This is a genomic window from Flavobacterium sp. UMI-01, assembly GCF_019656315.1.
In the GTDB taxonomy this organism is placed as follows: domain Bacteria; phylum Bacteroidota; class Bacteroidia; order Flavobacteriales; family Flavobacteriaceae; genus Flavobacterium.
Map to the genome: position 1 here is coordinate 282,872 of NZ_BPLU01000008.1, position 26,613 is coordinate 309,484.

Here is a 26,613-nt window from a genome sequence, read left to right on the forward strand (position 1 = left end):
ATTCACAAATTTTGTATTACTAATAATTTTTTAAAATTTGAAAACTGTGGTATGAAATTTTTATAAGTCCAAAAAAGCATCTTTTTATTAAGATTGTGTCAATACAATGGGTTTTGGAAATTTATTCGCAGCGTATTAGAACAAAAAAAAATTACTGTAAGCTATTAACTTTTTTTAGGAATAAACCACAATCTATTTGTAGTAATGAAGGCTGGAACTATTTAAGGTAATAACTAGTTTTTTTATACGCCTATCAGGCTGAACTTTTCGAAGTCTTGTTTTATACTAATGATAATCAATTTGTTGATGGCAACTGAATATGCTCTAGGCAAATCCTTTATACGTTTTTAGACAGAGTATCTATCTCTTTTTGGGCGTCTTGAAGATTTTTTTCTTTAGAAGTAACAGTTACAGCATGGACTATTTCTGCAAATTTGGAAGGGACAATTGGAGTCGAATATTGAAGTGCATAATTTTTAGCAAATTCGGCTCCAAAATATAAAATGCAAGAAGAATAATAAACCCATACCATAATAATTACAAAAGAACCTGCTGTGCCATATACGTTTTGAATGTTAGAATTGGCTATATAAAAAGAGATCAAAAACTTACCAATCATAAATAAAATGGCAGTTGTAAAAGAAGCCAGTCTCACTTGACGCCATTTGATTTCAGCATCTGGTAAAATAGTGAAAATCGAACCAAATAATAAGGATATAATGGCAAAAGTGATTAGGCTATTAATTGTATAAACTAGGTAATAAAACACATCGGATAAGGCTGAAAAGAGATGGTCACTTAAAGTATCCATAATAGCTGATACTCCTAAGGAAACCAGAAGAATAAAACCAAAACTTCCGATAACTCCAAACGATAACAAACGGGATTTAAGATACAGCCAGAAACCCGATTTTTTTTTGGGTTGAATTCCCCAAATGGTATTAATGGAATCCTGTATTTCAGCAAATACGGATGTAGCCCCTATAAGTAACGTCACCATCCCGATTATACCTGCAAAATTTCCGTCATCGGATAATGATAAATTTTCGATAATAGTTTGAATTTGTTGTGCGCTAGATGGTCCAACAAAACTTTTTATTTGACTAAATATTTCCCCTTCAATTGCTTTTCTTCCTAAAAAGAAATCGGATAAATAGAGTATAACCAACAATAAGGGACCTAATGAAAACATGGTAACATAAGCCAAAGATGCACTCATTTTCATTGCCTTATGTTCCAAAAAACAATTGACGCTCTGTTTTAAGACCGTCCATAATGTTTGTAAATAAGGCTGAACCGTTTTCATTTGAATTAAAGTTTAAAATTGCTTTTTAAATCTTTGCTGTTTTGCATTACGATTTTTTCTGTTTTTTCAGCAAATGCTTTAAGTTCTGGATTAAACGTTGTACTTTTTATAGTGCTTAAAAGTTCAAGTTGAATATCAATTTCTTGGTTTAAAATTTGTACCAAATAAGAAGTTGAATCTTTATTTCCCAAGGCTTTTTTATCTAAATTCAAATGATAAATGGGCTTTGGTATTACAATCATATTCCTTTTAGTAAGTTCTCTTAAAAGGAAATTGTTGTTTTCATGATTTTTCTTAATCTTTAGAACAAGTGCAAGATGTGGAACTTTTTTATTTTGATTAAAAATCAAGGTACTGATGTCGATAATCTTTTTGTTCGACTCATTTAAACACGCCAAATTATTAAAGTCCATTGTGGAATTTACATCATGAGTGGGTTCTTGAAAAACAAATTCACCAAAATCTTTTCTTTGTTTAAAACAAGAATATATTGAGCCAAAAACTAAAATTAAGAATAGACTACCGATGAGTATTTTAAAAGGGAGTCTTTTTTTCATAGTTGCATTTTTTACAAAATTAAAGAAACAATGAGATGCTTGATTTACATGATTCAATGCAGACTTTATATAATTTCCATTTTGGGCTTACGCGGGGATATAAAAGGTAAATGTAGTGCCAACTTCTGGCTCACTAGTTGCAAAAATAAATCCATTATGATTTTCGATTATTTTTTTACAAATAGCTAATCCTACACCTGTTCCTTGGTATTCCGTTTTACCATGCAGACGATTGAAAAGTAAAAAAATCTTTTCAGCGTGTTCTTGCTCAAATCCGATTCCGTTATCTGTGAACTCAAATTTGTAGTACTTTTTGTTTTGTTTTTCTTTCAAAAGAAGTTCTGTTTTAGCCATGACTTCAGTATAAGAAATGGAAACTTCTGGAATGACCTGCTCTTTGGCATATTTCAAAGAATTACTTAATAAGTTGTAAAACAGTTGCTGCATTTGAAATTGAAGTCCGTTGATTTCTGGTAAATCAGTATAGTGGATACGGGCTTGTGTGTCTTCAATTTTTTGGGATAATTCGGTTAAGCTATCTTGCAAAACGATATTCAAATCCACTTTTTCTAATTTGTTTTCGGATTTATTTGTTCGTGAATATTGTAGCAAATCATTGATCAGTACTCGCATTCTAACGGATGCCGATTCAATACGAGAGAGATACTCTTTCCCAAAATCGGATAGGTTATTGGTTTCCTTATCGTTGATACGAGAAATGAAAGTTTGAATTTTACGAAGCGGCTCTTGCAAGTCATGACTAGCAACATGGTTGAACTCATTGAGTTCGTTAATTTTTTGTTCCAATTCCTTGTTACGAGCTTTTAGCTGTAAACTTTTGTTGTAATCCACGGTAACATCTTGGGTAGTACCAATCATACATTTGGCACCTAAAAAGTCGATAAATGAAGTGGCATTGGTTCTAAATCTTCTAATTTTACCATCTTTTCTAATGATGCGGTAATTGATAGTAGGGAATTTTTTTTCTTTTTGCGCCTTATCAAGTGCATTGATCACAATGTGTTTGTCTTCTGGATGAACAAACTCAACAAATTTTTCTATAGAAGGTTTAAAAGCTTGAGGTTCAAAACCTAATAATCGAAATCGGTTATCCGAATATGTAAATTCTAAGGTATCATAATTAAGAACCCAACTGCCATATTTGCCTAATATTTCAGCTTGCTTGCTCGATTCTTCAAAAATTTTAAGGTGGTTATTAGCTTTAATTAAATCCTCATAATTGCTTTTGAGTAGTTCGGTTTTGTCATTTTCCACGGTGATGTCCTCTGTCACACCTAATACCGTTTGATTCCCTAAACGGTCTGTAAAGAGTTTACCTGTAGCTCTTAGTAGTCTTGGAGTTCCGTCGGCTTTAATGATTCGGAAATAGGTATAAGGAACCTCTTCTTGGTTTACAATTTTTTTATTGGTGTCTTTAACGACTTCGATATCTTCTGGATGTACAAATTTCAAAAATGATTCTTCAGAAGCCTCAAAAGACTGCGGTTCGACGCCTAATATTCGATATAAATTATCCGAAAAGCTCAGGCTGTTATTGTTTAAGTTCCATTCCCAGGTTCCAAATTCAGACAGAATTTCTGCTTGATAACTTAAAAATTGGGATTTACTTAATTTAATGTTAGCTGCTTGCAATTTTTCGACGTCCTTATTGGTTTGGTAATACGCAAAAACCAATACCATAAGTGTAAGAAACAAAATGCTAAGTGTTAAAATAGGTGTAAGGTAGATTTGACTTTGATAGAGCTTATTTCGTTCTTTTAGAAACAATTCTTCTAATGCAACCATTTCATTCAGCTTATTTCTAATTTCGACCAATAAGGTACTGCTTTCACGAAAATTTTTTTTGAAATGATTGTCTTTGGTTAGATCAATACTATGGTTTGCATCGGCATAATTAGAGATGTATTCGTAACGCTTATTGACAATACCATATAAGGATTCCAAATTCTTTTGTTGGATGGGATTGTCTTTCGTCAAATTATTCAATAACAAAAAAGAGTTGTTTACGTTTTTTGTAGCTGTTCTATAGGGTTTAAGATAAAGAGTGTCTTTTGAGATTAAATACCCACGCATGCTGTTTTCTGAATCTTTGATATAGGAAAATAAATGCTCTAACTCCAAATTGACTTCATAGGTATGCATGAGTAATCTGGAGGAATCAGAGATGTTATTGATGTGTTTAACGGTAATGACGCCTATGAACAACAATACGATTAAGCTTATCGCAAATATAATCTTATGGTAAATAGACGATTTATACTTGTTATCCTTCATAAATTATAAGCGAAGTAAAAAGTTTTCTTTGTTCAAACTATTGGTATGATATTGCCAGTTGATAACAACTACATCAGACAATATCTTTTTTAATTCCGAAAAATTACTAGGTTTTTTGATGTAGATATTGGCACCTAATACAAACGTATTTTCGATATCTTTCTCTGAAGAAGAGGTCGAATAAATAGCGATAGCAATATCTTTAAACTGTTCGTTTTTTTTAATTTCTTTCAAACAATCAATACCGTTCATGATGGGCATATTCAAATCCAAAAAGATAATATTAGGCAATCTCGTATCGGGATGGTTCAAATAATTCAATAATTCCTTTCCGTTGTTTACGGTATTAACAATGGTATTGATTTTGAGTTCGTCAAAAGCATCTGTGAAAAATAACCTATCGTCTTCGTCATCATCAGCCAGCGTAATAATAATATGGTCTTGTTGCATTGTTTATTGTAGTTAAAAATTGTTGGTAGCTAGTTCTCTTCTTTTTTTGATAATTCTTTGAAAGGCTGAAGGTGTCAGTCCAGTGGTGTTTTTAAATTGTGAACTCAAATGGGATACACTCGAATAGTTCAACTTAAAGGCAATTTCGGTCAAAGACAATTGGTTGTTGATAATCAATTGTTTCGTGTATTCTATTTTTTGTAGAATGATGAAATTTTCAATAGAAGTATAGGTAACTTCAGAAAATAAATTGGATAAATAGCCATAACTATGATTAAGTTTTTCGGCTAAATACACAGAACTTTTCACAGATACATTGGCTTCGTCATTAAAGACCATTTCGATAATAGCATCTTTTATTTTTTGAATCAAAATGGTTTTTTGATTTTCAACAATTTCGATACCATAGGAATGGATGTTTTGGGTGAACTGTTCCCATTTTTCAGGTGCTATTTTTTCTAAAAATTCGACCTCACCAAACCCTAAAATCCGATACTTAATTTCAGATTCTTTTAGTTTTTCTTCTAGCACTCTATTGCAAATAGTATTAAAATCAAATTTTATAAATACCTTCATATATGTCTATTTTGATACGAATTGAATAACGTTATTTTATGAAAATGGTTGATTTATTCATTATTCGTCATTTTTGTTTTGCTAAAATACGCTTTTGTATGCTTAATAATAAATGTAATTATTATAAAATTTCCTTAATTGATTGACTTAGTATGTGTAAATAAATTTCGTTTTTCTAAATCATCTAGGAAAGAGCTATACTTTTAATTTTCGTAATCGTTTCCAAATTTTTAATCGGTTTTTGGCTTTATTACTAAAATATTTTTCTTTTGCTTCACCTAATAAAAAACCAACCGCTTGAAGATGGGTTGAATTGTCAAAAATCACTTTTAACGATGCCGTAATAGGCAAGGCCAAAATCATTCCTGGAATTCCCCAAAGCATCGAAAAAAGAACGATAGATAAAATGGAAACAAAAGCATTTAGCGAAACTTTATTTCCAGTAATTTTAGGCGTTATAAAATTACCTTCTATAAATTGTATAAAACCAAAAATCCCAATAACTCCTACGGCATACCAATAGGAATCCTTTGTAGCCAATGCTACTAATGCAGGAATTAAAGAACCAATAATGATTCCTATATAAGGAACTAATAGTAGTAAAGCACAGAAAAAACCAAAGAAAAAAGGATAATCAATACCTAAAAACAATAAACCAATACTATTGAGGAATCCCACAATTACCATCACACTAACCAAACCTACGAGGTAATTTTGCTGTACCTTATATAGTTCGCCTAAAACTTTTCTGGTTTTAGCTTTATTACAAAGACCTGAAGTAGCTTTGTAAAGGAAACTCACCAAAAAATTTCGATAAAGTAAAAACAAAAACATATATAATGGTGATAATATAAAATCACTTAATATACCTCCCGATTTTGTCAAAAATTGAAGGATGCTACTGGAATTTTGTTTTACAATTTCTTTTACTTCAAGTTTGTTATTCCCTACAATATCTTTTCTGGAAACACCAATTAATTGTTCTAAATCCGCTAATAAAGGGGTTGTTTTTTGTTCTATCTTGGCATAGTAACTATCACTTTTGCTCATTATTTCATCAAACTGTATTCCTATTAATACAAACATGACCAACAAGAGCGCTGTAAAAATCGTTATTGCTAATGTGATGGAGATAATCCTATTAAAGCATAAGCGAGATTCAAAATACTGAACAATTGGATATATCAAAACACTTAAAATAATGGCAAATAAAAGCGGAATAATGAAGTCTTGTAATATGTAAGCCATAAATACAATTAAAACAACCGCTAATAAATCCAGTGCAACATGATTTTTATTTGGCATAAAGGTAATTTATTTAGTTACTAAGATAGCCTATTGATTATAATCCTTAAAAGTAAGAATTATAAACCAATAGGCTTCAAGTTTTTTCTAACAAAATGTTAGACTTACAACTCGGCAATCATTTTTTTGATTTCGTCTTTTGACTTACCCAGCTTTTGTTCTAAACGACCTAATAATTCGTCTTGTTTTCCTTCGGCAAACATCAAATCATCGTCCGTTAATTCGGCATATTTTTGTTTTAGTTTCCCTTTCAATTCATTCCAATTTCCTTTAATTTCTGTAGTATTCATGATAATTGATTTTAAATATTAATAATTGTTTTTAATTTATATATTTTCGGATAGTCCATGCTTGTGTTTCGTGCTGTTGCAAAATAGAGGTTAAGAAATCAGCTGTACCGTAATCATTAGTGTCCTCCATTTTTTCAATGTAATCTCTTAATTCCTTTAAAATGGTTTCATGATCCGCTAATAATTCTTGTATCATGTCTTTTTGTTCTACCGTTTTTGGATTTTCTTTAAGAGAAGCATGATCTATGAATTCCTGCATTGTTCCAATAGCTTTAGCTCCTAGTTTACTGATTCGCTCTGCGATTTCGTCAATGGTATGTTCTAACTGTGTATAATGTGCTTCAAAAAGTTTGTGTAACTCCATGAAACTGTTCCCTGAAACATTCCAATGGAATTTTCTAGTTTTTACGTACAGCAACATTTCATTTGCCAAAACAACGGTTAAACAATCGATACTGGTATTTAAATCTTTTTTTGTGATTCCAATTTTAGGTTCCATATATTTTAATTTTAATTGTTTCATTAACGTTCCTTACAAAGGTATTGGCAACGAGTCTGAAACACTTTATACAATTTTTTAGGAATATTATAAAATTCCAATTTATATGGATTCTAGTTTGTAAATTTGCAATCAGAATCCAATTATAACATGACTACAGAACAACTTTACAATCAAATTCAACAAAAAAAATCTTTTCTTTGCGTAGGACTCGACGTCGATCTCAACAAGATACCCCCTCATTTACTAGCTCTTGAAGACCCTATTTTTGAATTTAATAAGGCCATCATCGACGCAACCCATGATGTATGTGTGGCTTACAAACCTAACACAGCTTTTTTTGAAGCTTATGGTATCAAAGGGTGGATGGCTTTACAAAAAACGATTGAATATATCAATGAAAAATATCCTGATATTTTTACCATTGCCGATGCTAAACGTGGGGATATAGGGAATACTTCTTCTATGTATGCCAAGGCCTTTTTTGAAGATTTGAATTTTGATAGTGTGACTGTTGCTCCTTATATGGGCAAAGATTCTGTAGAACCATTTTTGGCTTTTGAAAATAAACATACCATTATGCTTGCTTTGACGTCAAATGAAGGTGCTTTTGATTTTCAAACCCTTGATGTGCAGGGAAAAGAATTGTACAAACGGGTATTGGAAACGTCTCAATCTTGGAAAAATAGCCATAATTTGATGTATGTTGTGGGAGCTACCAAAGCAGAATATTTTACTGAAATCCGAAAAATCATCCCAGATAGTTTCTTACTCGTTCCTGGAGTGGGCGCACAAGGCGGAAGTTTGTCTGAAGTATGTCAATACGGTATGAATGACAAAGTAGGCTTGTTGATTAATTCTTCTCGTGGTATTATTTACGCTTCAAATGGAACTGATTTTGCTGAAAAAGCAAGAGCCGAAGCGTTAAAAATGCAACAGGAAATGGCAGGTTTGATGGGGTAGGGGTTTAGAAAAGGTTAATTGTTTAAAAGTTTAAAAGTGTAGAAAAGGTTAATCGGTTAATTGTTTAAAAGTTTAATTTTTTTCTAATAACCAGTTGACCAATTAACCAGTTAACCAGTTAACCAATTAACCAATTAACCGATTATCTAACTAACCAGTTAACCCTTGAACGATTAACCAATTACCCTCTTTAAATGACATTAATTGACCAGCTTGGCACCGTTCATACTTTCGAGAAAACTCCTAAACGCATAGTCTCTTTGGTGCCTTCTCAAACGGAATTATTGTGTGATTTGGGATTAGAGGAAAATCTGGTTGGCATTACAAAGTTCTGTGTACATCCTTATTATTTAAAAGCTACTAAAACAAAGGTAGGAGGGACTAAGAAGGTTCATTTTGAAAAAATACGTCTATTAGAACCAGATGTAATTATTTGTAACAAAGAAGAAAATACCAAAGAGATTGTTGAAAAACTTAGCGAGATTTGTCCAGTTTGGGTGACGGATATTTTAACTATTGAAGATAATTTTCAAATGATTTCTGACTTTGGTCAACTTTTTAATCGCCGTGTTGAAGCTAAAAAATGGTTGGATAAACTAGCATTTTCTTTACAGGATTTTAAGTATTTCATCGTCAAACAACCGGTTAAAAAAGTAGCGTATTTTATTTGGAAAAATCCCTATATGGTTGCAGGTTCTACAAATTATATCCAAGAATTGTTAAGTCTCAATCATTTTGATAATGTATTCTCCTCTACACCTCGTTATCCCGAGATTACAGTAGAACAATTAGAACAAGAAAAACCTGAATTGATTTTGTTGTCCTCTGAACCTTATCCCTTCAAAAAAGAGGATGCCCATGAATTACAACTTCTTTTTCCCGACACTTCCATTGTATTGGTGGATGGAGAAATGTTTTCGTGGTACGGCTCCCGGCTGTTAAAAGCATTTGACTATTTTAAAATGCTGCATGCCAATCTTAAATGAGATTTAGAAGTAAATATGCTTAATGTTTTGTTTGTTAGTTTGTTATAACATGAAAGTTTTGAGTTTAACTTTCAAGAGTCATAACTTAGCTATTATTTTTTTGAGCTTTTCGCTACCATAACAATCCCACCTAAAAAAAGTACTGCCCCAACAATTGGAGACCAACTTACTGGATTATTTTTCTCATGATTGATTTCTATGGGGCCTATGTCAACTACTTTTTCTTTAGTAACATAATTGAAACCAGTGTAAATCATCATTAGCGCTCCAATGATTACGAGTAGTATTCCTGTTGTTTTCATATTAGTAGATTTAAAGTTGTTGCAAAAATTAAGATTCATCTTTAATAGTGCGTACTAAACTAATTCCAGAACTAAAGAAAATTAGTCCTAACACTCCATAAATGATTAAAGATTTTATATCGTGAGTACTATCGGTTGTGTTACTAAAGAGCACTGCCGTATAAATTAATGAGCCTATGCCTAATAAGGTTAGGATGCTTCCAAAAATTCTTTTAAGATTCATCTTATCAGTTTTTTAAAATTATTTATCCAAAGGTAAAAAAGGAAAGCTTTTTGTTTCTTACAGTATTAATTTTAAAAGTTACAGGATTTACTGTTAATAAGCTTAATTCTTATAAAATTAAAAAGACCATTTGCATATAATTTGCAAATGGTCTTTTTTTTGACTTTTAAATGAATACTTAAAATACAAATTCTAAGGTTGTGTAAAACGTTCTGCTATCAGACGGGATTATTCCAGGTCCAGGATATCCAGTGGCTCTACGAGTAAAATAACTGTTATTGGTAAAGTTTGTAATTCCTGCTTCCAATTTGAAATTTTTCCATTTATAAGAAGTTGAAATATCAGCAACATAATGCGCTGGAATTTCACCAAATATTCCATAAATATTATCATTTGGATTGGTAGTGTTATTGCTAGCGTCAGTAAACTGTGACGAAACATAACTCAATTGAACACTTGATAAAAAGTTTTTATATCCAATGCTTGTTCCCAGTTTCGTATTAATTAAAGGAACAAATTCAACTTTGTTTCCTTCAATGTTTGGAGCATCCGACTTTAAATATTCCGAGTTTGTAAGTGCAAAATTTGAAAAAGCATTCCAAATGATGTTTTCTTTTTCAGGAAAGAACGTTCTGGATATGCTCCAGTCTAATATAGTTTCAAAACCATAAGTCAACGCGGTTCCCACATTAGAACGATAGCGTACTACAGCTGCGGAACCATTGGGGTTTTGAGCTTCAAATTCTGCTATTTTATCATTGTATAATAATCCGTAAATACTAGTATCAAAGGTGATTTTTTCGCCTATTTGACCTCTAATACCAATGTCTGAGGTAAAGCCTTTTTCGTCCGTAATGTTAGCATCAATAGCACTACTTGGATTGGCAGTTCGAATATCATTAAAAGTTACAGAACGGTAATTTTGAGAAACGTTTCCGTACAATTCAATTTTGTTTTCAGGTTTATAACTCACACCAACACCTAGTAAAATAAAGTTTCTGTCTTTGATGCGGTTTTCCGTTAGGGTTTGGTCAAAGATTACATTTCCGGCTAAATCTTCATTGATTTGCCTATAATATCCTTCGGCTTGAGTACGAATGTATTCAAATCTAAATCCAGGGGTAATCGATAAATTAGCATTTACTCTAAATATATTTTCTCCAAAAAGAGATAAGTTTAAGTTAGGGTAAGTATAGTTAGATTGATTTGGGTAATTCGGAAATTCATTTGTAGCCAAATTAAAATTAGCATCACTTCCAGAACTACCGGGACCTTGCAAGCCCGTATTTTTGGATTGATAATATTTCCCCCCAATTAAAAAGGCACTAGTTTGTTGTTTGATGACATAGCGCTTTAAATAACGTGCTTCTGCTCCCCAATTGACAAAATCGCCCACTAGTAAATCTCGCACACTTCCAGGTGTATCTGGATTTGAAACTCTGTTTGAACGATATCCTACCGCTTTTCTGTTAGCATCTAATCCAAATAATTGAAGCGAAAAATCGGCATCGTTATCAAATTTATGGTCTAATTTCAAAGCAAATAAATTCCAATCTACAGTAAACCAGTTGCGTTCTCTATTGCTTTGAGTAGGGTCTTGATTAAACATAAAGTCGGTTAATCCACCTGCTTGTTGTGCTAAATAATTAAAATAGGTGTAATCTAAATGCAAAGAGGTTTTGTTATTGAATTTGTAATTCAAATTAGCAAAATAGTTACGGCTATCAAAATCTGAGTTGGCTCTGAAGCCATTTCCTTTTTTGTAGTTGAAAAAAGAATAGTAACTGAATTTATCATGAGTACCACTTACCGAAGTAAAATTGGTGTACAAACCAAAAGAGCCTACTGTATTTCGGGTAACCAATTCAAATGGTTTTGAAGTGGGTGATTTTATTTTGAAATTTACCAGTCCACCAAACTGTGTTCCGTATTGTAAAGCGGCTGCTCCACGTACAATTTGAATCTCTTCCAAAGCTTCAGTTGGCGTAGCATAATAGCTTTCAGGATAACCTAGAACGTCTGCGCTAATATCATAACCATTTTGGCGGGTATTGAAATTAGAAGTTCTATTAGGATCTAATCCTCGACCACCAATACTCAGTTGTAGTCCTCCATCTGAACTTTCATTAATTGTCAATCCTACCACTTGAGAGAATATTTGACGTGCATTATTAGTCGCTTTATTAGCAGTTAATTTGGTTACATCTACAACTTCGGTTTTTTTGCCTGCAAATATTGAAGTACCTTCAATGTCTTTTAATTTTCGGATAGAAAACAATCGGTCGTTTTGTTTCTTAATAATAACCTCCGATAAATCATTGATTTTGTTCAAAACCACTGTCAATTGACTTCCTGTCGTAATGCTAATTTGTTCCAAAATGCTATACCCATTTTTAAAAAAAATAAGGTCATAGCTACCTTGCTTTTTGAAATTAAATTCAAATTCTCCATTAGGTTTAGACAATGTTTTGGTACCTGTAGTTTTGTTAAAAACTTCTACAGCACCCAATTTGGTTCCTTTACTATCCGTAATGGTACCGGATATTTTATGTTGAGCAAGGCTATTTAAAGTAATTATAAAAAATAGGATTACTTTACAAACCTTTGATGGTGTCATTAAATGGAAGAATCCAGGTTTTGTGTTTGAAACTTTCATGTTCTTTTACTAAATTGATTGTTGGGTCTATATATTGTTGGCTTAACCTACCATTAAGGGCAACATAACTATTCACATATACTTCAGGATTTTCAAATCCTTGTTTTTGGTAATGATCTCTTAAAAAATGAGCGTATTCTAAAATAAAATCAGGTTGAAAAGCCATTTGTTTTTCCTGAAAAGGAGTTAGGAATTGGGCATTATTAACCCTTATACTTTTATTGTTTTTAGCATCTCTGACCGTAAATTCTGCATATCCAGCTTTTTCCATTAACATAACACGCCAAGAAAAACGAAAACCTTCTTCAGTCCAAAACAATTCGTTTGGATAACACCAATAACGAAAAGGAAATACTAAATGAAACATTATAAACAAAGTCAAAAAACTTAATTTGATTTGTTGTGTAGGAGAAAAGCACTGGTTCTTATGTTTTCCATTTTCAAAAAGGGAATAATCAAATGAAAACAAACGAGCTATCCATTGTAGTATTTTTTTATGAAAAGTGGCTTCAAAGAAAATCAAAGAGCTAATAATCATAACATAGGGAAATACTCCAATAGGAAATAAGATGCGGGTTAGTACATGAAAAACAACCACAAGAAAAAAACCAAAACCGCGGGTTCTTTTGTTTAACAAAAGAAAAACGATAACCAAATCATAAAGTGCACCTACCCAACTAAAAGCATAATGAGTCCAGGTTTGATTTAATAAATAACCCAAAACAGGAAGATTGGTATTGTCTGGAAGCCATATTTTAAGAGGCATTGCTTCAAAAAGCCAGTCAGAATTAAGTTTGGCAATTCCAGCATAAATATACACGATTGCCAAAAATAATTTTAAGATGTCAAGTGTCCATTTTGGGATTTTTTGAAAACGAATCTTTTCATTGCGATAGGCATCTACTGAAAAGTAACTTTGTGCAGGTAAAAAACAAAGCACAAAACTAATTATTGAGATGAAATAATAATGATTGAGATACGTAGTTTTATCCATGAGTTCAATATAAGTAAAACTCAAGAAGAAAATCAGAATCGCCCATCGGTATTGGAAACCAATTGCTACAAATAAAGCGGCAATCCCACAAACGATAAAGATTAGGTAAGTATAAATCCCAATAGGTTTTACCCATTCGAATCCATAATAGGTAAAATGAAATTGAGGTTCAATGTAAAATTTTTTAATCCATCCATAACTCGCGAACCGAATCAAACTCAAAAGCATCATTAAACCAAACGCTAGCCTATAAAAGGCTAGCGTTGCGGCTGATGTATTTTGTTTGAAATAATTAGATAGCATAAAATTTATTCAATTCATGAAATTAGGACAACAATTAATCCCCATCATTATCTACATAATCAACTGTTATTTTTAAAGCTTGCATCATGTCTAACTTAAGGTACACTACATTTTGTTGCAATGCATCATAAGCATCAAGAATTTTGATCTTATCAGTTGTAATTTGATTGGAAAGATTAGCCTCCAAAGCGTTTATTTTAGTAAAGGCCAAATCAAATTGGTTGTTAATTACTGTGCTTAAATTTTGTCCACTTCTAACAGCATTTAAATAATCCAAATACGATTTCAAACTAGGACCTGTTGAGGTGTTATCAAAATTTTTACCATTAAAAAAGTCTTTTGACGCTTGAAGAGCAGTTGTAAGTAATATTTTAGAAACATCTTTTTTGTAATAAGCTTCAACTTTATCAACGTATAAAGTTCCTCCAGAAAATACGCCAGCGGGAATACCTAATTTACCAGCGCGAATGTCTTTTTCAAAGTGCTTAATAAATAGATTTACTGTTGTATTTACAGAGCTTGTTACAGTGTTTCCATTATTAGCAATATATGTTGTTTTATACGTGCTATTCCAGTCTGTTACAATAGTATCGGCATCAGCTTTTAGTGTAGAAACCAAGTCTGTTAAATATTTTTTGTATTTGGCTGCATTGGGTCCTGTGTATAATGCAACAATTTCAGCATCTGTATTTCCTAATCCATTCAAAACATAATCCAAAGCTGGAAAACCTTGTTTGCTGAACTGAGAAATTAAACTAAAATTATAAGTACCAGTAGTTATGTTAGCATTAATGGCACTAGCATCTGTAGGATAAGTGTTTGCTTTTTCTCTGAAATAAATATTGTCTGTTTTCTCTGAGCTGTATTGAGAAACATACTGATACGCTTTGTAGGCTTCTAACCAAGCTGAACGTAAAGTTTGTAAGTTAGCTTCAGTAGGCGTTGTTGTAAAAGTAGTAGAACTTGTAACAACCACTTGTAGTTTCGTTTGGTAATTGGTATAGCTAGGAAGAATGATGTTATTAGCCCAATGAGTTAACAAGGCTGTTCTATCAAAACCATCACTGCTGTCATTGCCACCATCACTTGATGAACAGGCAACCGCTACTGCAATAAGACTAAGACTGAATAAAAAGAAAATTTTTTTCATGAAAGGGTATTGTTTTTATCTAAAAACTAGGGTGTTTTACAAAAGATACATTCAAGTTTTCTAATTGCTTAAGTACCCGATTTTAAATTTTTTGCAAAACTACAAAAAAGTAAGAGCAGTTACCTGCTCTTACTATGAATTTATTGTGTTAGTTTACGGTAGCTGCTTGAGCAACGGTGAAACCAAATTTAGTAGCTATTTGAGTTGATAATACATCTAGTTTTGTATTTAAATAATCAACATCCCATAGGCCATTTGTTCCCGCAGTAAGTGTTGATAGAATAGTATCTACTTCTGCTTTTGTGAAATAAGGAGCGTTTGTTCCTGGTTTATTTGTATAACGTAAACACATGATGAAACCATACGCTTCTGAAAGAGCATGGAAGGCTTTAGCTCCATTATCCGTAGTCAATTTTGCTTTTCCTTCTTGTAAATAGAAAACAGCACGTACAGCAGGAACAATTGCTAGTTTTTCTTTTATAATGTTAATTTGAGCATTTCTCGTTGTGTAATCATTAGCTACAATTGCTGCTCTACCTTTGATGAATGCATTTTTAATATCAGCAGTTACAGTGTTAAAATCAGCATCAGCATTTACTTGAGTGATATAACTATCCCAGTATTTTCCACCACCAGCACCATAGATATATCCGTAGGCTTCGTCCCAAAGGTGTTCCATAGTTGTATAAGATTTTCCAGATTCTAATACTTTATTGGTGTTGTTTTCTACGTTTGTAGATTCATCTAACTTATTTGTACTCAAATAATTATTTACAACTTGATCTAAGAAACATGCACCCATCATTCCTTTTAATAAAATTTGTTGAGGCTCTAATCCGTTAGCTGCAAATAATCTTTTTGAAGTTCCATCAACATAAACACCTGCAACTCCAGCTGATGCATTTGCTTGTGGTAATGCACTTGCGGTAGCAGCATTAGTTAATTGTGTTTCAAAGAAAGCTTGAACTGTAGCTTTTTCGACAGTGCTTCCTCCGCCTAAAGACAAAGAGAAATAATCCTTAGAAGCAGCTGTTTTATCTTTTAATTGTTTTCCAGAAGTATTTAAATCAGATGTTGAAAATGGATTGTTTGTTTTAGAATACATGTTAGATAAAACTGTCGCACTCGCAACTGTTCCATTTTTTGCTGCATTACCAATATAAGTTCCCATTTCAGCCAACATTAATAAACGGCTTGATTGTCCAGAATAATCTACCGTAGTTGTACTGTTTCTTTCGAAAGTATAATCAGTAGGAATTTCATAATTTAAACCAGCATCATCATTGTCATCACAAGATGTAAATGCTAAAGTTGCTATAGTAAGAGCAGAAAAAAATAATTTGGAATGTTTCATTTTTATTTATTTAGAATGAATAAGAATAATTTTCTGCAAAGATAAAATCAGATTTCAGAAAAACAAATATTTATTTAGATTATTTATAAATAACTTTTGTTAATACAAAAATGCGCTGTGTAAATAGTTGTTTCATAGCCTTATACATGTTGATATTAAAAAAAATAAAAATGTATTGCGAAATGAGATTTGAATTGGAATGTAATTAACTGGAATTAATTAAAGTTAAAAGCATATTTATAAAAAATGCTTTAGTAAAAAAAATACTAAAGCATTAACTAGACTTATACAATTTTGAAACTTTTAATTCTATAATCATTCATAGCGTAAACTAGCTTCTTTGTTTTGTTGCAAAAAATATCTTTTGAACCAAGATATCGCTAATTCGGCTGCTTCTTGTAATTTTCCTGGTTCTTTAAAAAGTTGGGTTGCTTTAGGAATAATTTTCATTTCTTTTACTGATTGTAATTCATCAAAAGCCATTTTGTTCATTCCTATGATAGGTACATCAATACCTCCTACAATTAATAAAGTAGGGGAGAGTACTTGATTTAAGGTATTGATGACCATATCAGGTCGGCCACCACGAGAAACTACCGCTTTAATGGTTTTACCAAAGTAAGCCGCTGCTCTCATTGCCGCTGCAGCACCAGTTCCAGATGCAAAGTATCCAATAGGTAGTTCTTTGGTATGCTTATTTTGCATCAACCATTCTGTTATTTGAATTAAGCGACTGACTAATAAATCAATATTATATCTATTTTCATAAATTTCGTCCTCAGCTTCTGTAAGTAAATCAAAAACCAACGTTCCAATGTTTTTTTGCTGAATAAATTCGGCCAAAAATTTGATTCTTGTATTCGAAATATTGGAACCACTACCATTAGAAAAAATAACGATTCCAGTGGCTTGATCTGGAATTGCCATAGATCCTTTAAGCGTAACAGATTGTAGCGGGATTTCCATTTCAATTTTTTTCATGACACTAATTATTAAATTAAAAAATATTTTAAAATGTAGGTTAGTGTCCAGAGGTTAAGGGGATTGCTCTGTTCGTTTTAGCTTTGTGGGTTGAATCGCTGTATCAATTTGCACAAGGGAGTAGCATAACTTTTAGTTAATTTACCATTATGTAATAAGTATTTTTAACAATTAAAATTAATTACATTGTGAAATTGTTAGAAAACATATTGAAAACCAATATAAAGATACTCAAAATCTCTTTATAGTTGTAAATTTTTAGTTGTTTTTTTATTGTAAATATTTGAATTTTAGTTAATTATAATTATTTAAATCAATTAACATTATACTTAGGGGCTTACCATAATTATACATGAAGAGGGATAGAGGTATTTTTATTTCACTTTACGAAATAATTTTAATTTTCGAAACATTATGCATTAAATGATTATTTTTATAAAAAAAGAAATGCGATTCTATGCATTTGAGCTGGTTATTTTTTCAATTAAATAAAAAAGAGGGTGTTTGATACAATAAATAAAATAGCCAAAACAGAAAAGAATACTGGATTTGGCACAAATTCTAACAGTTACGGTGGTCGTTTTGTGAATAAAGACGGTGTGGCTAATATAGAAAAGAGAGGGATTAATCTTTTGGCTCGAATTAGCTGGTATCACACTTTAATTCAAATGCCTATGTGGCGATTTATGCTTATAGTATTAGCATTTTATATCGTCATTAATTTTGCCTTCGCACTCATTTATTTTGGAATTGGCATTGAACATTTGGACGGGATTTCTATGGAAGACAGTGCCCTTGAAAAATTTGGAAAGGCTTATTTTTTTAGTGCACAAACCTTTACGACTGTTGGTTATGGACATATTAGTCCTAAAGGTTTTTTAACCAGTGCCTTATCAGCAACTGAGGCCTTAATAGGATTGCTGAGTTTTGCAATTGCTACAGGTTTGTTTTTTGGTCGTTTTAGTAAACCTACTGCTTTTTTAAAATTTTCCTATAATGCTTTAATAGCTCCTTATGAACAAGGAACAGGTTTAATGATACGCATGGCACCACATAAAAACACCAATTTTACTGATGCTGAAGCCAAAATAACTTTAGGAATGATGGTGGAAGAAAATGGGCAAAAGGTGAATAAATTCTATAATTTGGACTTAGAATTACAAAAAATAAGTTCTCTAAGTTTGAGCTGGACTCTAGTACATCCTATAACTCCACAAAGTCCCTTGTATCAATTAAATTCAACCGATTTTGAAACCATTGATGGAGAATTGCTGGTCTATGTGAAGACTTTTGACGATATGTTCAGTACAACTGTTGCGGCTAGAACATCTTATATATTTAAAGAAGTGGTGTATGGAGCCAAATTTGTTCCAATGTACACTCGCAATCATGCTCAAACAAAAACTATTTTGGATTTGGATAAACTCCATGATTTTGAAAAAATAGATTTAGTTTAGAAATTGATTCTCAATTTACTGGGATATTCAAAATATTTAATTTACTTTTGTTTAATATAATTGTAATTATGTTAAACAATATTAAAAGTTCGTTTAGTATAAAAGACCTTGAAAATCTTTCAGGAGTCAAAGCGCACACCATTAGGATTTGGGAAAAAAGATATGAAGTTTTTCAGCCACTCCGAACGGATACTAACATCCGCGTTTATGACCTAAAGAGTTTGCAAAAGCTTTTAAATATTAATTTCTTGCATGAATACGGGTATAAAATATCAAAAATAGCCTCTTATTCTGATGAGGAGATTACCGCAATGGTTCGCGGTATTGTCACAGAAAAAAATGCTAAAAATCATGCGCTGAATATTTTTAAAATGGCCATGATGAATTTTGATCACCAATTATTTGTAAAAACTTATAATTGGTTATCTGAAGAAAAAACTTTTAGACAAATTTTCTTAGAGGTTTTTATTCCATTATTAGATGAAATAGGCGGATTGTGGCAAACCAATACCATAACGCCAGCTCATGAACATTTTATGAGTCACTTGATTAGACAAAAAATAATTCTAGCTGTTCATGAGGCTCAAGCGAAAGACAGAACAAAATTTGACAAAACATTTGTATTGTCTTTACCTTTAAATGAAATTCATGATTTAGGTTTGTTGTATTTGAATTATGAAATGGCCAATCATGGTTATCAAGTCATTTATTTGGGTGAAAGTGTTCCTTTGGAGAATTTACATGAAGTAAAAAAACATTTTACCAATATTGTTTTTGTTTCCTATTTCACCATCCAGCCCGCAGTAGAAGAACTGGAGTCGTATGTTGAAACAATGACCAGCGAATTAGTAGATGATGCTACCGCTATTTGGTTATTTGGACGTATGGCTCAAAAATTAAATATTGAAAAATTGCCCCAACACATCACGCGCTTTGATACAATTGCTGAATGTATTCAACAGTTATAGTACTGTTTATTAATTGTTTTTATTAGTTGAACAAATGAAAAAAAATATTTCCATTATCGGCTCCGGTTTTTCAGCTATGGCAGCAGCGTGTTATTTGGCTCAAGCAGGTCATTGTGTGACTGTTTTTGAGAAAAATGAGAGTATTGGTGGTCGAGCCCGACAATTCAAAGCTGAAGGTTTTACCTTTGATATGGGGCCGAGTTGGTATTGGATGCCCGATGTTTTTGAACGTTTTTTTGCTGATTTTGGTAAAAAAACAACTGATTATTATGATTTGATAAAACTTTCTCCTGCCTACAACGTATATTATGGTAAACAAGATTTCATTGCAATAGCAGATAATTTGGACGAAATAATAGCAACGTTTGAAAGAATAGAAAAGGGGAGTGGCAAACACCTCCAAAACTTTATTGCGCAAGCCAAAAGCAATTATGACATCGCCATCAAAGAATTGGTTTATCGACCCGGCGTATCACCTTTAGAATTAGTGACGCTGGAAACAACTAAAAAAATAGGTCAATTTTTTAGCAACATTAAGAAAGATGTTCGAAAGCATTTCAAAAATCCAAAACTAGTGCAAATCCTTGAATTTCCTGTTTTGTTTTTGGGTGCAAAGCCAGCAGATACACCTTCTTTTTATAATTTTATGAATTATGCTGATTTTGGATTAGGTACTTGGCATCCTAAAACGGGCATGTATGATGTGGTGCGAGCCATGGAAAAATTAGCGTTAGAATTGGGAGTTACTTTCAAAACCCATTCTAATATCGAAAAAATTATTGTAGAAAATAAAACAGCCACCGCTCTTATTGTCAACGGGAAACGCATCGAATCTGATTTGATTTTAAGTGGCGCCGATTACTATCATACAGAAACCTTATTGGATAAAGAATTCAGAGCCTATTCAGAAAAATATTGGGAATCTCGAGTCTTTGCGCCTTCGTCGTTATTGTTTTATGTAGGATTTAATACAAAATTAAAAAATGTTGCGCATCATGATTTGTTTTTTGATGTAGATTTTGACAAGCACGCTCATGCAATTTATGATGAACCGCAATGGCCTAATGAACCTTTGTTTTACGCTAATTTTCCTTCTATTACTGATCCTACAGCTGCTCCAGAAGGAATGGAATCGGGATTTTTTCTGATTCCACTAGCACCAGGTATTGAAGATACACCCGAACTGAGAGCGCAATATTTTGACAAAATAATGACTCGTTTTGAGCATATTACAGAGCAAAAAGTAAGAGACCATATCATTTATACAAAATCGTTTTGCAAAAATGATTTTGTGTCTGAATATAATTCCTATAAAGGCAATGCTTACGGAATGGCCAACACCTTGCTACAAACGGCTTTTTTAAGACCAAAGCTAAAAAGTAAAAAAGTCAAAAACTTGTATTTTACAGGGCAGTTAACTGTTCCTGGACCTGGCGTACCGCCAGCATTGATTTCAGGAAAACTGGTTTCAGAATTAATAAATAAACAATTTAGCATCCTAGCTTATGAAAAAAATATTTGATACCGTATCGTTTAAGTGTAGCCGATTAGTTACTAAAAATTATAGCACATCGTTTTCAATGGCTGTTTACATGCTTTCGCCAAGTATCAGGGATGCTATCTATAGTATTTATGGGTTTGTTCGTTTTGCTGACGAAATTGTAGATTCTTTTCATGGTTATGATAAGGAACAACTTATCAATGATTTTGAAAAAGAGTATTACAAAGCCTATCACTCAGGTATTAGTTTGAATCCTATTTTGAATTCTTTTCAACATACCGTAAAAGAATACAACATAACCGATGATTTAATTCAGGCATTTTTAAAAAGCATGAAACTTGACTTAGTAAAACTCAAATATGACAATAAAGCAGACTATAATGATTATATTTATGGCTCTGCCGATGTGGTAGGTTTGATGTGTTTAAAGGTATTTGTCAAAGGAGATGAAGAAAAATACAATTCTTTGAAAGGGGAAGCGATGCGTTTAGGTTCGGCTTTTCAAAAAGTCAATTTTTTGAGAGATTTGAAAGATGACAATTTGATTTTGAACCGCAATTATTTTCCAGGAGTCGATTTGAATTCTTTTGATGAAAAAGCTAAAAAAGCCATTATTGATGAAATTGAAGCCGATTTTATGGTAGCTTATCAGGGCATTGTAAAATTACCTATAGAAGCTAAATTTGGAGTTTATACCGCTTATGTGTATTACAAAAAATTATTGCATAAATTGGAAAACACCCCATCTCATCAAATAGGAACGACCCGAATAAGAGTATCTAATTATTCCAAAATAGGGTTATTGGCACAATCCTTTGTTTCCTATAAACTGAAGTTGGTATAATAGTATATGTTTTAAAACCCAAAGAAAATGATTTCATTTTTAATATTTTTAGTTACTTTTTTGCTAATGGAATGTGTGACTTGGTTGACACACAAATACGTGATGCATGGTTTTATGTGGTATTTTCACGAAGACCACCATCAACCCAAATATGCCAATGTCTTTGAACGCAATGATATCTTTTTTGTGATTTTTGCGATTCCGAGTATCGTTTTGTTTTATTTTGGTGCTGAGGCAAATTTTAACTACTTGTTTTTTATAGGATTAGGAATTACCTTTTATGGTTTTTGCTATTTTATGATTCACGATGTTTTGATTCACCAACGCTTCAAATGGTTTAAAAATACCAAAAACCGCTATTTAATTGGATTGCGAAAAGCTCATAAAGTTCACCATAAACATTTAGGCAAAGAACATGGCGAATGTTTTGGAATGTTGTTTGTCCCGTTTAAATATTGGAAGTTTTAGTTGGGTTATTGGGTTAACTGGTTAATTGTTTAATCGACTATTTTAACCGATAAACCTTTAAACAATTAACCTTTAAACAATTAACCTTTAAACAATTAACCTTTAAACAATTAACCTTTAAACAATTAACCTTTAACCGATTAACCTCTAACCGATTACCCCCTAAACAATTACGCCCTAAACAATTACCCAATTAACCATTAAACTCAATGTCACTGTATCTCATTTTAAATCTGGCTTCGTTTATCATCCCTTTTCTCTATAGTTTTGAAAAGCGAATGCGGTTCAGTTCACGATGGAAATCCTTTTTTCCAGCCTTGTTAGTTACGGCAGTGGTTTTTATTGCTTGGGATATTTTTTTTACCAAAATTGGTGTTTGGCACTTTAACCCCAGATATCATACGGGTATAGAAATAGCAGGATTACCCATTGAGGAATGGCTGTTTTTTATTTGTATTCCTTATGCGAGTTTGTTTATTCATTTTGCTTTTCATTATTTTTTTCCAAAAGTTAGACTCAAACTAATTCGTGTTTGGCAACTTTATTGGCTTATTGTAGCCGTGGTATTGCCAGTGTTGTTATTCAATTGGGGCAAATGGTACACTACCGTAAATTATAGTTTATTGCTGCTATTATTGACTTATACCGTTTCAAAAGCGCCACAAATTCTGCAAACTTTTTTCATCACCTTCCTCATTATTTTGCTTCCTTTTGCGTTAGTCAACGGAATCCTAACAGGAAGTTTTATCGACGAACCCGTTGTGTATTACAATAATTTGGAAAATCTAAATATTCGATTGGGAACCATACCTATTGAAGATGTAGGCTATGCATTCTCAATGCTATTGATGACATTAGTTATCATGGAAAGACTAGAAAATAAAAATCAAAAAAAATGAAAGTGTATAAAAAAGAAACCGTTCAATACATCAATGCGAGTTTGGAAGATTGTTGGGCTTTTTTTTCCAGTCCGCAAAATTTACAAAAAATAACACCTTCTGATATGGGTTTTATCATTACAGATTATGATGGAAAATCCATGTATGCGGGTCAAATTATTCAATACAAAGTAAGTCCATTATTAGGAATAAAATTGCGATGGGTTACTGAAATTACTCAGGTAAAAGACCATTCTTATTTTATTGACGAACAGCGTTTTGGCCCCTATACCTTATGGCATCACAAACATTTTTTTGAAACAACTCCTCAAGGGGTAAAAATGACTGATATCGTGCATTATGCTTTACCATTAGGTATTTTAGGAAGAATAATGAATACTTTGGTGGTGCAATCTAAATTGAAAACAATTTTCAATTTCAGAGAAAAAGCAGTAAATGAAATTTTTAATGCCTAAAAATGAGCAAACAGAAAGTAACACTTTTTTGGTTCCGACGTGATTTGCGACTGGAAGATAATGTGGGTTTGTATCACGCCTTGAAATCGCCTTTTCCGGTAATTCCTGTTTTTATTTTTGATGATGCTATTCTAGAAAATTTACCTAAAGATGATGCGAGAGTGACGTTTATTCATGAATTGCTACTTAAGCTACAGGGAAAATTATCCGAAATTGGAAGTTCGCTTTTGGTACAAAAAGGCACTACACTTCAAGTTTGGCAAGACTTAGTTGAACGATTTGATATTCAAGAAGTGTTTTATAACAAGGATTATGAACCCTATGCTATTCAACGAGACAAAGCCATATCCGATTATTTAACGTCAAAAAACATTTCGGCCTACGCCTATAAAGACCAAGTAATTTATGAAGAAAGCGAAATAGTTAAAGCAGATGGATTGCCTTATACCGTTTACACACCTTATAAAAACAAATGGTTGTCAGAATACAAACAAGGACGTGATCTAGTTATTTATGAAACTGAAAGTCTTTTGCAAAAGTTTCATAAAGAAGATTTTCATTTTCCATCTTTGACTGAAATTGGTTTTGTTGAAAGCACTATCAAAGTCACCCCCTACAACCTAACCCAAATTGAAACCTATCATGAAACGCGTGATTTTCCAGCTTTGAATTCCACTTCCTATTTATCGCCACATTTACGATTTGGGACAGTGAGTATTCGTAAACTAGTTGTTTGGGCACAAAAAACAAATCCTGTTTTTTTGAGCGAACTGATTTGGAGAGAATTTTTCATGCAAATATTGTTTCATTTTCCAAAAGTTGTAACTCACAATTTTAAATCGTCTTATGATGGAATTCAGTGGCGAAATAACGAAGCCGAATTTAAGCGTTGGTGTGAAGGAAACACAGGCTACCCAATGGTAGATGCGGGGATGCGCGAACTCAACGCAACGGGGTATATGCACAATCGAGTGCGTATGGTGGTAGCGAGTTTTTTGTGCAAACACCTTTTGATTAGTTGGCAATGGGGCGAAGCCTATTTTGCTCAAAAATTATTGGATTATGATTTGTCTGCCAATGTGGGCAACTGGCAATGGGCTGCAGGGACAGGGTGTGATGCTGCGCCTTATTTCCGAGTATTTAATCCCGATATTCAATTGAAAAAATTTGATGAAAAAGGAATTTACATTCGGAAATGGATTCCCGAATTTGATTTGGGTTATGCCGAGCCCATGGTAGATCATGCCATGGCTAGAGACAGAGCGATTGCTACCTATAAGGCGGGAATTTTGAAGTGATTTTATTCATTAGTTACACAAGTTTAAAGCACATTTTAATATAAAAACCATTGAGAAGTTAAGAGAAATTAATTTTAAAATCTCAATGTTTTTTTTAGCCTTCTATCTAAGAATTTAATCAGCTAATTTTTTCAACATTCCTTTAAAAATAAACCCGTGAAAAGGTAAAACGGCATACCAATAGAGTTTGCCCCAAATTCCTCTTGGCTTGAATGTTGCCGTTTGGTACAAAACAGTATCTACTATTTTAAACTCTAACCAGGCTTCACCGGGTAGTTTCATTTCAGCATAAAGAATTAAATTCCCTTGTGTCTTGTTAGCATACAACACCCTCCAAAAATCAAGAGCGTCACCAGCAAAAATGGTTCGCTTATTGGTTCGTCCTCTTCGCAATCCTACACCACCGACTAGTTTATCAATAAAACCCCGAATTTCCCAAAGCCAATTTCCGTAGTACCAACCTGTTTCACCACCGATGGACCAAATTTTAGAGAGCGTATAGTCTTGATTTTTAATTGTCATTTTCCTTTGATCGATATAGCATCCTTTGGTAGGAACGGGTAAGTGTTGGGAGATATTCGTTTTAAAACGTCCGCTGATGAAAGCATCTTTCCAGCTCGAAGCTACCTTGTCTTCGTCCACTTTTAATAAGGCTTTGGTAACCGCTTCCTCATAAGACATGGGGTTTACCTGGAGCAATTTATTTATTGAATTATCACGACAAACTACTTCAACTTTCATACTGCTTACAAGAGCAGTGGCTAGTTTATAAGAGGTTGAAGTGACAAAATACAACCAATAAGAAGAAAGTTTGGGCGTCATTATAGGTACTGTAATTATCCAACGTTTGAGTTTTTTGACTTTGGCAAAAGCCAACAACATTTCTTTATAAGTTAAAATATCGGAACCGCCAATATCAAAACTTTGCCCGTAGGTAGCAGGATTAGAAAGAGATTTGATAAGAAACTCCAGCACATTAGTAATAGCAATGGGTTGGCATTTAGTATTAAGCCATTTGGGTGCAATCATAATGGGGAGTTTGTTGACTAAATCCCTGATGATTTCAAATGAAGCACTACCAGAGCCTACAATTATTCCAGCGCGTAATGTGGTCAAGGCAAAAGTTCCTGAGCTCAGTATATTTTCGACATTTTTTCGAGACGATAAATGTTTTGAAAGGGATTTGTCATTGACAATACCACTGAGGTAAATTACTTGCTTAGCAGAAGTAATATTGATTTTTTGAACAAAATTATGAGCTGAAATTTTTTCTAATTCATCATAATTAGTTGAAGAACTCGACATGGAATGAATTAAGTAATAAGCCGCATCGATAGTATTTGGAATAGCAGATAGTGTTGTTTCGTTTAGAAAATCGACTTCAATAACTTCAACGTTTTCTTTACAGTCTTGTGGGACTGAAAATCGGTTTTTATCTCTAACACAGCACACTACGTGATGGCCTTCTTTTATTAATAAAGGTAAAAGTCGTTTTCCGATGTAGCCTGTTGCGCCTGTTAGAAGAATTTTCAA

Annotated in this window: 26 protein-coding genes; 10 read left to right on the forward strand and 16 right to left on the reverse strand. The window is 32.7% G+C overall.

What is annotated here, in order from left to right:
- Window positions 1-337: 337 nt before the first annotated feature.
- The 8 genes from K5R64_RS05785 to K5R64_RS05820 all read right to left on the reverse strand — a co-directional run bounded on the left by K5R64_RS05785 (window position 338) and on the right by K5R64_RS05820 (window position 7,278).
- A complete protein-coding gene (locus K5R64_RS05785; protein WP_220761735.1) occupies window positions 338-1,306 on the reverse strand; it encodes a YihY/virulence factor BrkB family protein in 969 nt (322 codons plus the stop codon).
- Window positions 1,307-1,311: 5 nt separating this feature from the next.
- Entirely contained in the window at window positions 1,312-1,920 is a 609-nt protein-coding gene (locus K5R64_RS05790) for a hypothetical protein (protein ID WP_220761736.1), read from the reverse strand.
- Between the two features lie 30 nt (window positions 1,921-1,950).
- A complete protein-coding gene (locus tag K5R64_RS05795) occupies window positions 1,951-4,158 on the reverse strand; it encodes a PAS domain-containing protein (RefSeq protein WP_220761737.1) in 2,208 nt (735 codons plus the stop codon).
- Window positions 4,159-4,161: 3 nt separating this feature from the next.
- The gene (locus K5R64_RS05800) at window positions 4,162-4,608 is read right to left on the reverse strand and encodes a response regulator (RefSeq protein WP_220761738.1); all 447 of its coding nucleotides are present in this window, start codon (window positions 4,606-4,608) and stop codon (window positions 4,162-4,164) included.
- 12 nt (window positions 4,609-4,620) lie between these two features.
- Window positions 4,621-5,184 (reverse strand): AraC family transcriptional regulator, encoded by a 564-nt coding sequence (locus K5R64_RS05805; protein ID WP_220761739.1) that lies wholly within the window; start codon window positions 5,182-5,184, stop codon window positions 4,621-4,623.
- Between the two features lie 195 nt (window positions 5,185-5,379).
- A complete protein-coding gene (locus K5R64_RS05810; protein ID WP_220761740.1) occupies window positions 5,380-6,489 on the reverse strand; it encodes an AI-2E family transporter in 1,110 nt (369 codons plus the stop codon).
- Between the two features lie 104 nt (window positions 6,490-6,593).
- Window positions 6,594-6,779 (reverse strand): CsbD family protein, encoded by a 186-nt coding sequence (locus tag K5R64_RS05815; protein WP_220761741.1) that lies wholly within the window; start codon window positions 6,777-6,779, stop codon window positions 6,594-6,596.
- A 31-nt stretch (window positions 6,780-6,810) separates the two neighbouring features.
- A complete protein-coding gene (locus K5R64_RS05820; protein ID WP_220761742.1) occupies window positions 6,811-7,278 on the reverse strand; it encodes a Dps family protein in 468 nt (155 codons plus the stop codon).
- 150 nt (window positions 7,279-7,428) lie between these two features.
- Between K5R64_RS05820 and pyrF the strand changes: the two genes are divergently transcribed.
- Both pyrF and K5R64_RS05830 read left to right on the forward strand, forming a co-directional pair.
- Window positions 7,429-8,241 carry an orotidine-5'-phosphate decarboxylase gene (pyrF, locus tag K5R64_RS05825; protein WP_220761744.1) on the forward strand — a complete coding sequence of 271 codons (813 nt, stop codon included), beginning with the start codon at window positions 7,429-7,431 and terminating at the stop codon, window positions 8,239-8,241.
- A 194-nt stretch (window positions 8,242-8,435) separates the two neighbouring features.
- The gene (locus K5R64_RS05830) at window positions 8,436-9,227 is read left to right on the forward strand and encodes an ABC transporter substrate-binding protein (RefSeq protein ID WP_220761746.1); all 792 of its coding nucleotides are present in this window, start codon (window positions 8,436-8,438) and stop codon (window positions 9,225-9,227) included.
- A 92-nt stretch (window positions 9,228-9,319) separates the two neighbouring features.
- On the opposite strand, the gene K5R64_RS05835 is transcribed toward K5R64_RS05830, so the two are convergent.
- From K5R64_RS05835 to K5R64_RS05865, 7 genes are all read right to left on the reverse strand, one after another.
- Complete coding sequence (locus K5R64_RS05835) at window positions 9,320-9,529, reverse strand: hypothetical protein (protein ID WP_220761748.1); 210 nt, start codon at window positions 9,527-9,529, stop codon at window positions 9,320-9,322.
- A gap of 28 nt (window positions 9,530-9,557) precedes the next feature.
- Window positions 9,558-9,752 (reverse strand): hypothetical protein, encoded by a 195-nt coding sequence (locus K5R64_RS05840; RefSeq protein ID WP_220761750.1) that lies wholly within the window; start codon window positions 9,750-9,752, stop codon window positions 9,558-9,560.
- A 178-nt stretch (window positions 9,753-9,930) separates the two neighbouring features.
- A complete protein-coding gene (locus K5R64_RS05845; protein ID WP_255580308.1) occupies window positions 9,931-12,408 on the reverse strand; it encodes a TonB-dependent receptor domain-containing protein in 2,478 nt (825 codons plus the stop codon).
- Window positions 12,347-13,714, reverse strand: coding sequence for an HTTM domain-containing protein (locus K5R64_RS05850; RefSeq protein WP_374758128.1), 1,368 nt, complete (start codon window positions 13,712-13,714; stop codon window positions 12,347-12,349). The genes K5R64_RS05845 and K5R64_RS05850 overlap by 62 nt, the downstream gene beginning before the upstream one ends.
- 25 nt (window positions 13,715-13,739) lie before the next feature.
- Window positions 13,740-14,855, reverse strand: a complete 1,116-nt coding sequence (locus K5R64_RS05855) for an imelysin family protein (RefSeq protein ID WP_220761754.1) — start codon at window positions 14,853-14,855, stop codon at window positions 13,740-13,742.
- Between the two features lie 148 nt (window positions 14,856-15,003).
- Complete coding sequence (locus K5R64_RS05860) at window positions 15,004-16,209, reverse strand: DUF4856 domain-containing protein (RefSeq protein WP_220761756.1); 1,206 nt, start codon at window positions 16,207-16,209, stop codon at window positions 15,004-15,006.
- 315 nt (window positions 16,210-16,524) lie between these two features.
- On the reverse strand, window positions 16,525-17,190 hold the full coding sequence (locus K5R64_RS05865) for a dienelactone hydrolase family protein (protein ID WP_220761758.1): 666 nt from the start codon (window positions 17,188-17,190) through the stop codon (window positions 16,525-16,527).
- A gap of 500 nt (window positions 17,191-17,690) precedes the next feature.
- Here K5R64_RS05865 and K5R64_RS05870 point away from each other — a divergent pair, with 500 nt between their 5' ends.
- The 8 genes from K5R64_RS05870 to K5R64_RS05905 all read left to right on the forward strand — a co-directional run bounded on the left by K5R64_RS05870 (window position 17,691) and on the right by K5R64_RS05905 (window position 25,080).
- On the forward strand, window positions 17,691-18,647 hold the full coding sequence (locus K5R64_RS05870) for an ion channel (protein ID WP_220761760.1): 957 nt from the start codon (window positions 17,691-17,693) through the stop codon (window positions 18,645-18,647).
- A 68-nt stretch (window positions 18,648-18,715) separates the two neighbouring features.
- Window positions 18,716-19,615: a MerR family transcriptional regulator gene (locus tag K5R64_RS05875; protein WP_220761762.1), complete on the forward strand. Its 900-nt coding sequence runs from the start codon at window positions 18,716-18,718 to the stop codon at window positions 19,613-19,615.
- A gap of 34 nt (window positions 19,616-19,649) precedes the next feature.
- Window positions 19,650-21,137, forward strand: a complete 1,488-nt coding sequence (locus tag K5R64_RS05880; RefSeq protein WP_220761764.1) for an NAD(P)/FAD-dependent oxidoreductase — start codon at window positions 19,650-19,652, stop codon at window positions 21,135-21,137.
- Window positions 21,121-21,960: a phytoene/squalene synthase family protein gene (locus tag K5R64_RS05885; protein WP_220761766.1), complete on the forward strand. Its 840-nt coding sequence runs from the start codon at window positions 21,121-21,123 to the stop codon at window positions 21,958-21,960. Before K5R64_RS05880 ends, K5R64_RS05885 begins: the two co-directional genes overlap by 17 nt.
- A gap of 27 nt (window positions 21,961-21,987) precedes the next feature.
- Complete coding sequence (locus tag K5R64_RS05890; RefSeq protein WP_220761768.1) at window positions 21,988-22,428, forward strand: sterol desaturase family protein; 441 nt, start codon at window positions 21,988-21,990, stop codon at window positions 22,426-22,428.
- Window positions 22,429-22,637: 209 nt separating this feature from the next.
- Window positions 22,638-23,327: a lycopene cyclase domain-containing protein gene (locus K5R64_RS05895; protein WP_220761770.1), complete on the forward strand. Its 690-nt coding sequence runs from the start codon at window positions 22,638-22,640 to the stop codon at window positions 23,325-23,327.
- On the forward strand, window positions 23,324-23,782 hold the full coding sequence (locus K5R64_RS05900; RefSeq protein ID WP_220761772.1) for an SRPBCC family protein: 459 nt from the start codon (window positions 23,324-23,326) through the stop codon (window positions 23,780-23,782). The genes K5R64_RS05895 and K5R64_RS05900 overlap by 4 nt, the downstream gene beginning before the upstream one ends.
- Before the next feature lie 2 nt (window positions 23,783-23,784).
- Window positions 23,785-25,080, forward strand: coding sequence for a deoxyribodipyrimidine photo-lyase (locus tag K5R64_RS05905; RefSeq protein ID WP_220761775.1), 1,296 nt, complete (start codon window positions 23,785-23,787; stop codon window positions 25,078-25,080).
- 114 nt (window positions 25,081-25,194) lie between these two features.
- Here the strand turns inward: K5R64_RS05905 and K5R64_RS05910 are convergent, their stop codons facing one another.
- Window positions 25,195-26,613, reverse strand: coding sequence for an SDR family oxidoreductase (locus K5R64_RS05910; RefSeq protein WP_220761777.1), 1,419 nt, complete (start codon window positions 26,611-26,613; stop codon window positions 25,195-25,197).

Excerpts from the sequence above, each read along its gene's own strand:
- K5R64_RS05785 (WP_220761735.1), bottom strand. The coding sequence starts at position 1,306 with ATGAAAACGGTTCAGCCTTATTTACAAACATTATGGACGGTCTTAAAA.
- K5R64_RS05795 (WP_220761737.1), bottom strand. The coding sequence starts at position 4,158 with ATGAAGGATAACAAGTATAAATCGTCTATTTACCATAAGATTATATTT.
- K5R64_RS05800 (WP_220761738.1), bottom strand. The coding sequence starts at position 4,608 with ATGCAACAAGACCATATTATTATTACGCTGGCTGATGATGACGAAGAC.
- K5R64_RS05805 (WP_220761739.1), bottom strand. The coding sequence starts at position 5,184 with ATGAAGGTATTTATAAAATTTGATTTTAATACTATTTGCAATAGAGTG.
- K5R64_RS05810 (WP_220761740.1), bottom strand. The coding sequence starts at position 6,489 with ATGCCAAATAAAAATCATGTTGCACTGGATTTATTAGCGGTTGTTTTA.
- K5R64_RS05815 (WP_220761741.1), bottom strand. The coding sequence starts at position 6,779 with ATGAATACTACAGAAATTAAAGGAAATTGGAATGAATTGAAAGGGAAA.
- K5R64_RS05820 (WP_220761742.1), bottom strand. The coding sequence starts at position 7,278 with ATGGAACCTAAAATTGGAATCACAAAAAAAGATTTAAATACCAGTATC.
- pyrF (WP_220761744.1), top strand. The coding sequence starts at position 7,429 with ATGACTACAGAACAACTTTACAATCAAATTCAACAAAAAAAATCTTTT.
- K5R64_RS05830 (WP_220761746.1), top strand. The coding sequence starts at position 8,436 with ATGACATTAATTGACCAGCTTGGCACCGTTCATACTTTCGAGAAAACT.
- K5R64_RS05835 (WP_220761748.1), bottom strand. The coding sequence starts at position 9,529 with ATGAAAACAACAGGAATACTACTCGTAATCATTGGAGCGCTAATGATG.
- K5R64_RS05840 (WP_220761750.1), bottom strand. The coding sequence starts at position 9,752 with ATGAATCTTAAAAGAATTTTTGGAAGCATCCTAACCTTATTAGGCATA.
- K5R64_RS05845 (WP_255580308.1), bottom strand. The coding sequence starts at position 12,408 with ATGAAAGTTTCAAACACAAAACCTGGATTCTTCCATTTAATGACACCA.
- K5R64_RS05855 (WP_220761754.1), bottom strand. The coding sequence starts at position 14,855 with ATGAAAAAAATTTTCTTTTTATTCAGTCTTAGTCTTATTGCAGTAGCG.
- K5R64_RS05860 (WP_220761756.1), bottom strand. The coding sequence starts at position 16,209 with ATGAAACATTCCAAATTATTTTTTTCTGCTCTTACTATAGCAACTTTA.
- K5R64_RS05865 (WP_220761758.1), bottom strand. The coding sequence starts at position 17,190 with ATGAAAAAAATTGAAATGGAAATCCCGCTACAATCTGTTACGCTTAAA.
- K5R64_RS05875 (WP_220761762.1), top strand. The coding sequence starts at position 18,716 with ATGTTAAACAATATTAAAAGTTCGTTTAGTATAAAAGACCTTGAAAAT.
- K5R64_RS05880 (WP_220761764.1), top strand. The coding sequence starts at position 19,650 with ATGAAAAAAAATATTTCCATTATCGGCTCCGGTTTTTCAGCTATGGCA.
- K5R64_RS05885 (WP_220761766.1), top strand. The coding sequence starts at position 21,121 with ATGAAAAAAATATTTGATACCGTATCGTTTAAGTGTAGCCGATTAGTT.
- K5R64_RS05890 (WP_220761768.1), top strand. The coding sequence starts at position 21,988 with ATGATTTCATTTTTAATATTTTTAGTTACTTTTTTGCTAATGGAATGT.
- K5R64_RS05895 (WP_220761770.1), top strand. The coding sequence starts at position 22,638 with ATGTCACTGTATCTCATTTTAAATCTGGCTTCGTTTATCATCCCTTTT.
- K5R64_RS05900 (WP_220761772.1), top strand. The coding sequence starts at position 23,324 with ATGAAAGTGTATAAAAAAGAAACCGTTCAATACATCAATGCGAGTTTG.
- K5R64_RS05905 (WP_220761775.1), top strand. The coding sequence starts at position 23,785 with ATGAGCAAACAGAAAGTAACACTTTTTTGGTTCCGACGTGATTTGCGA.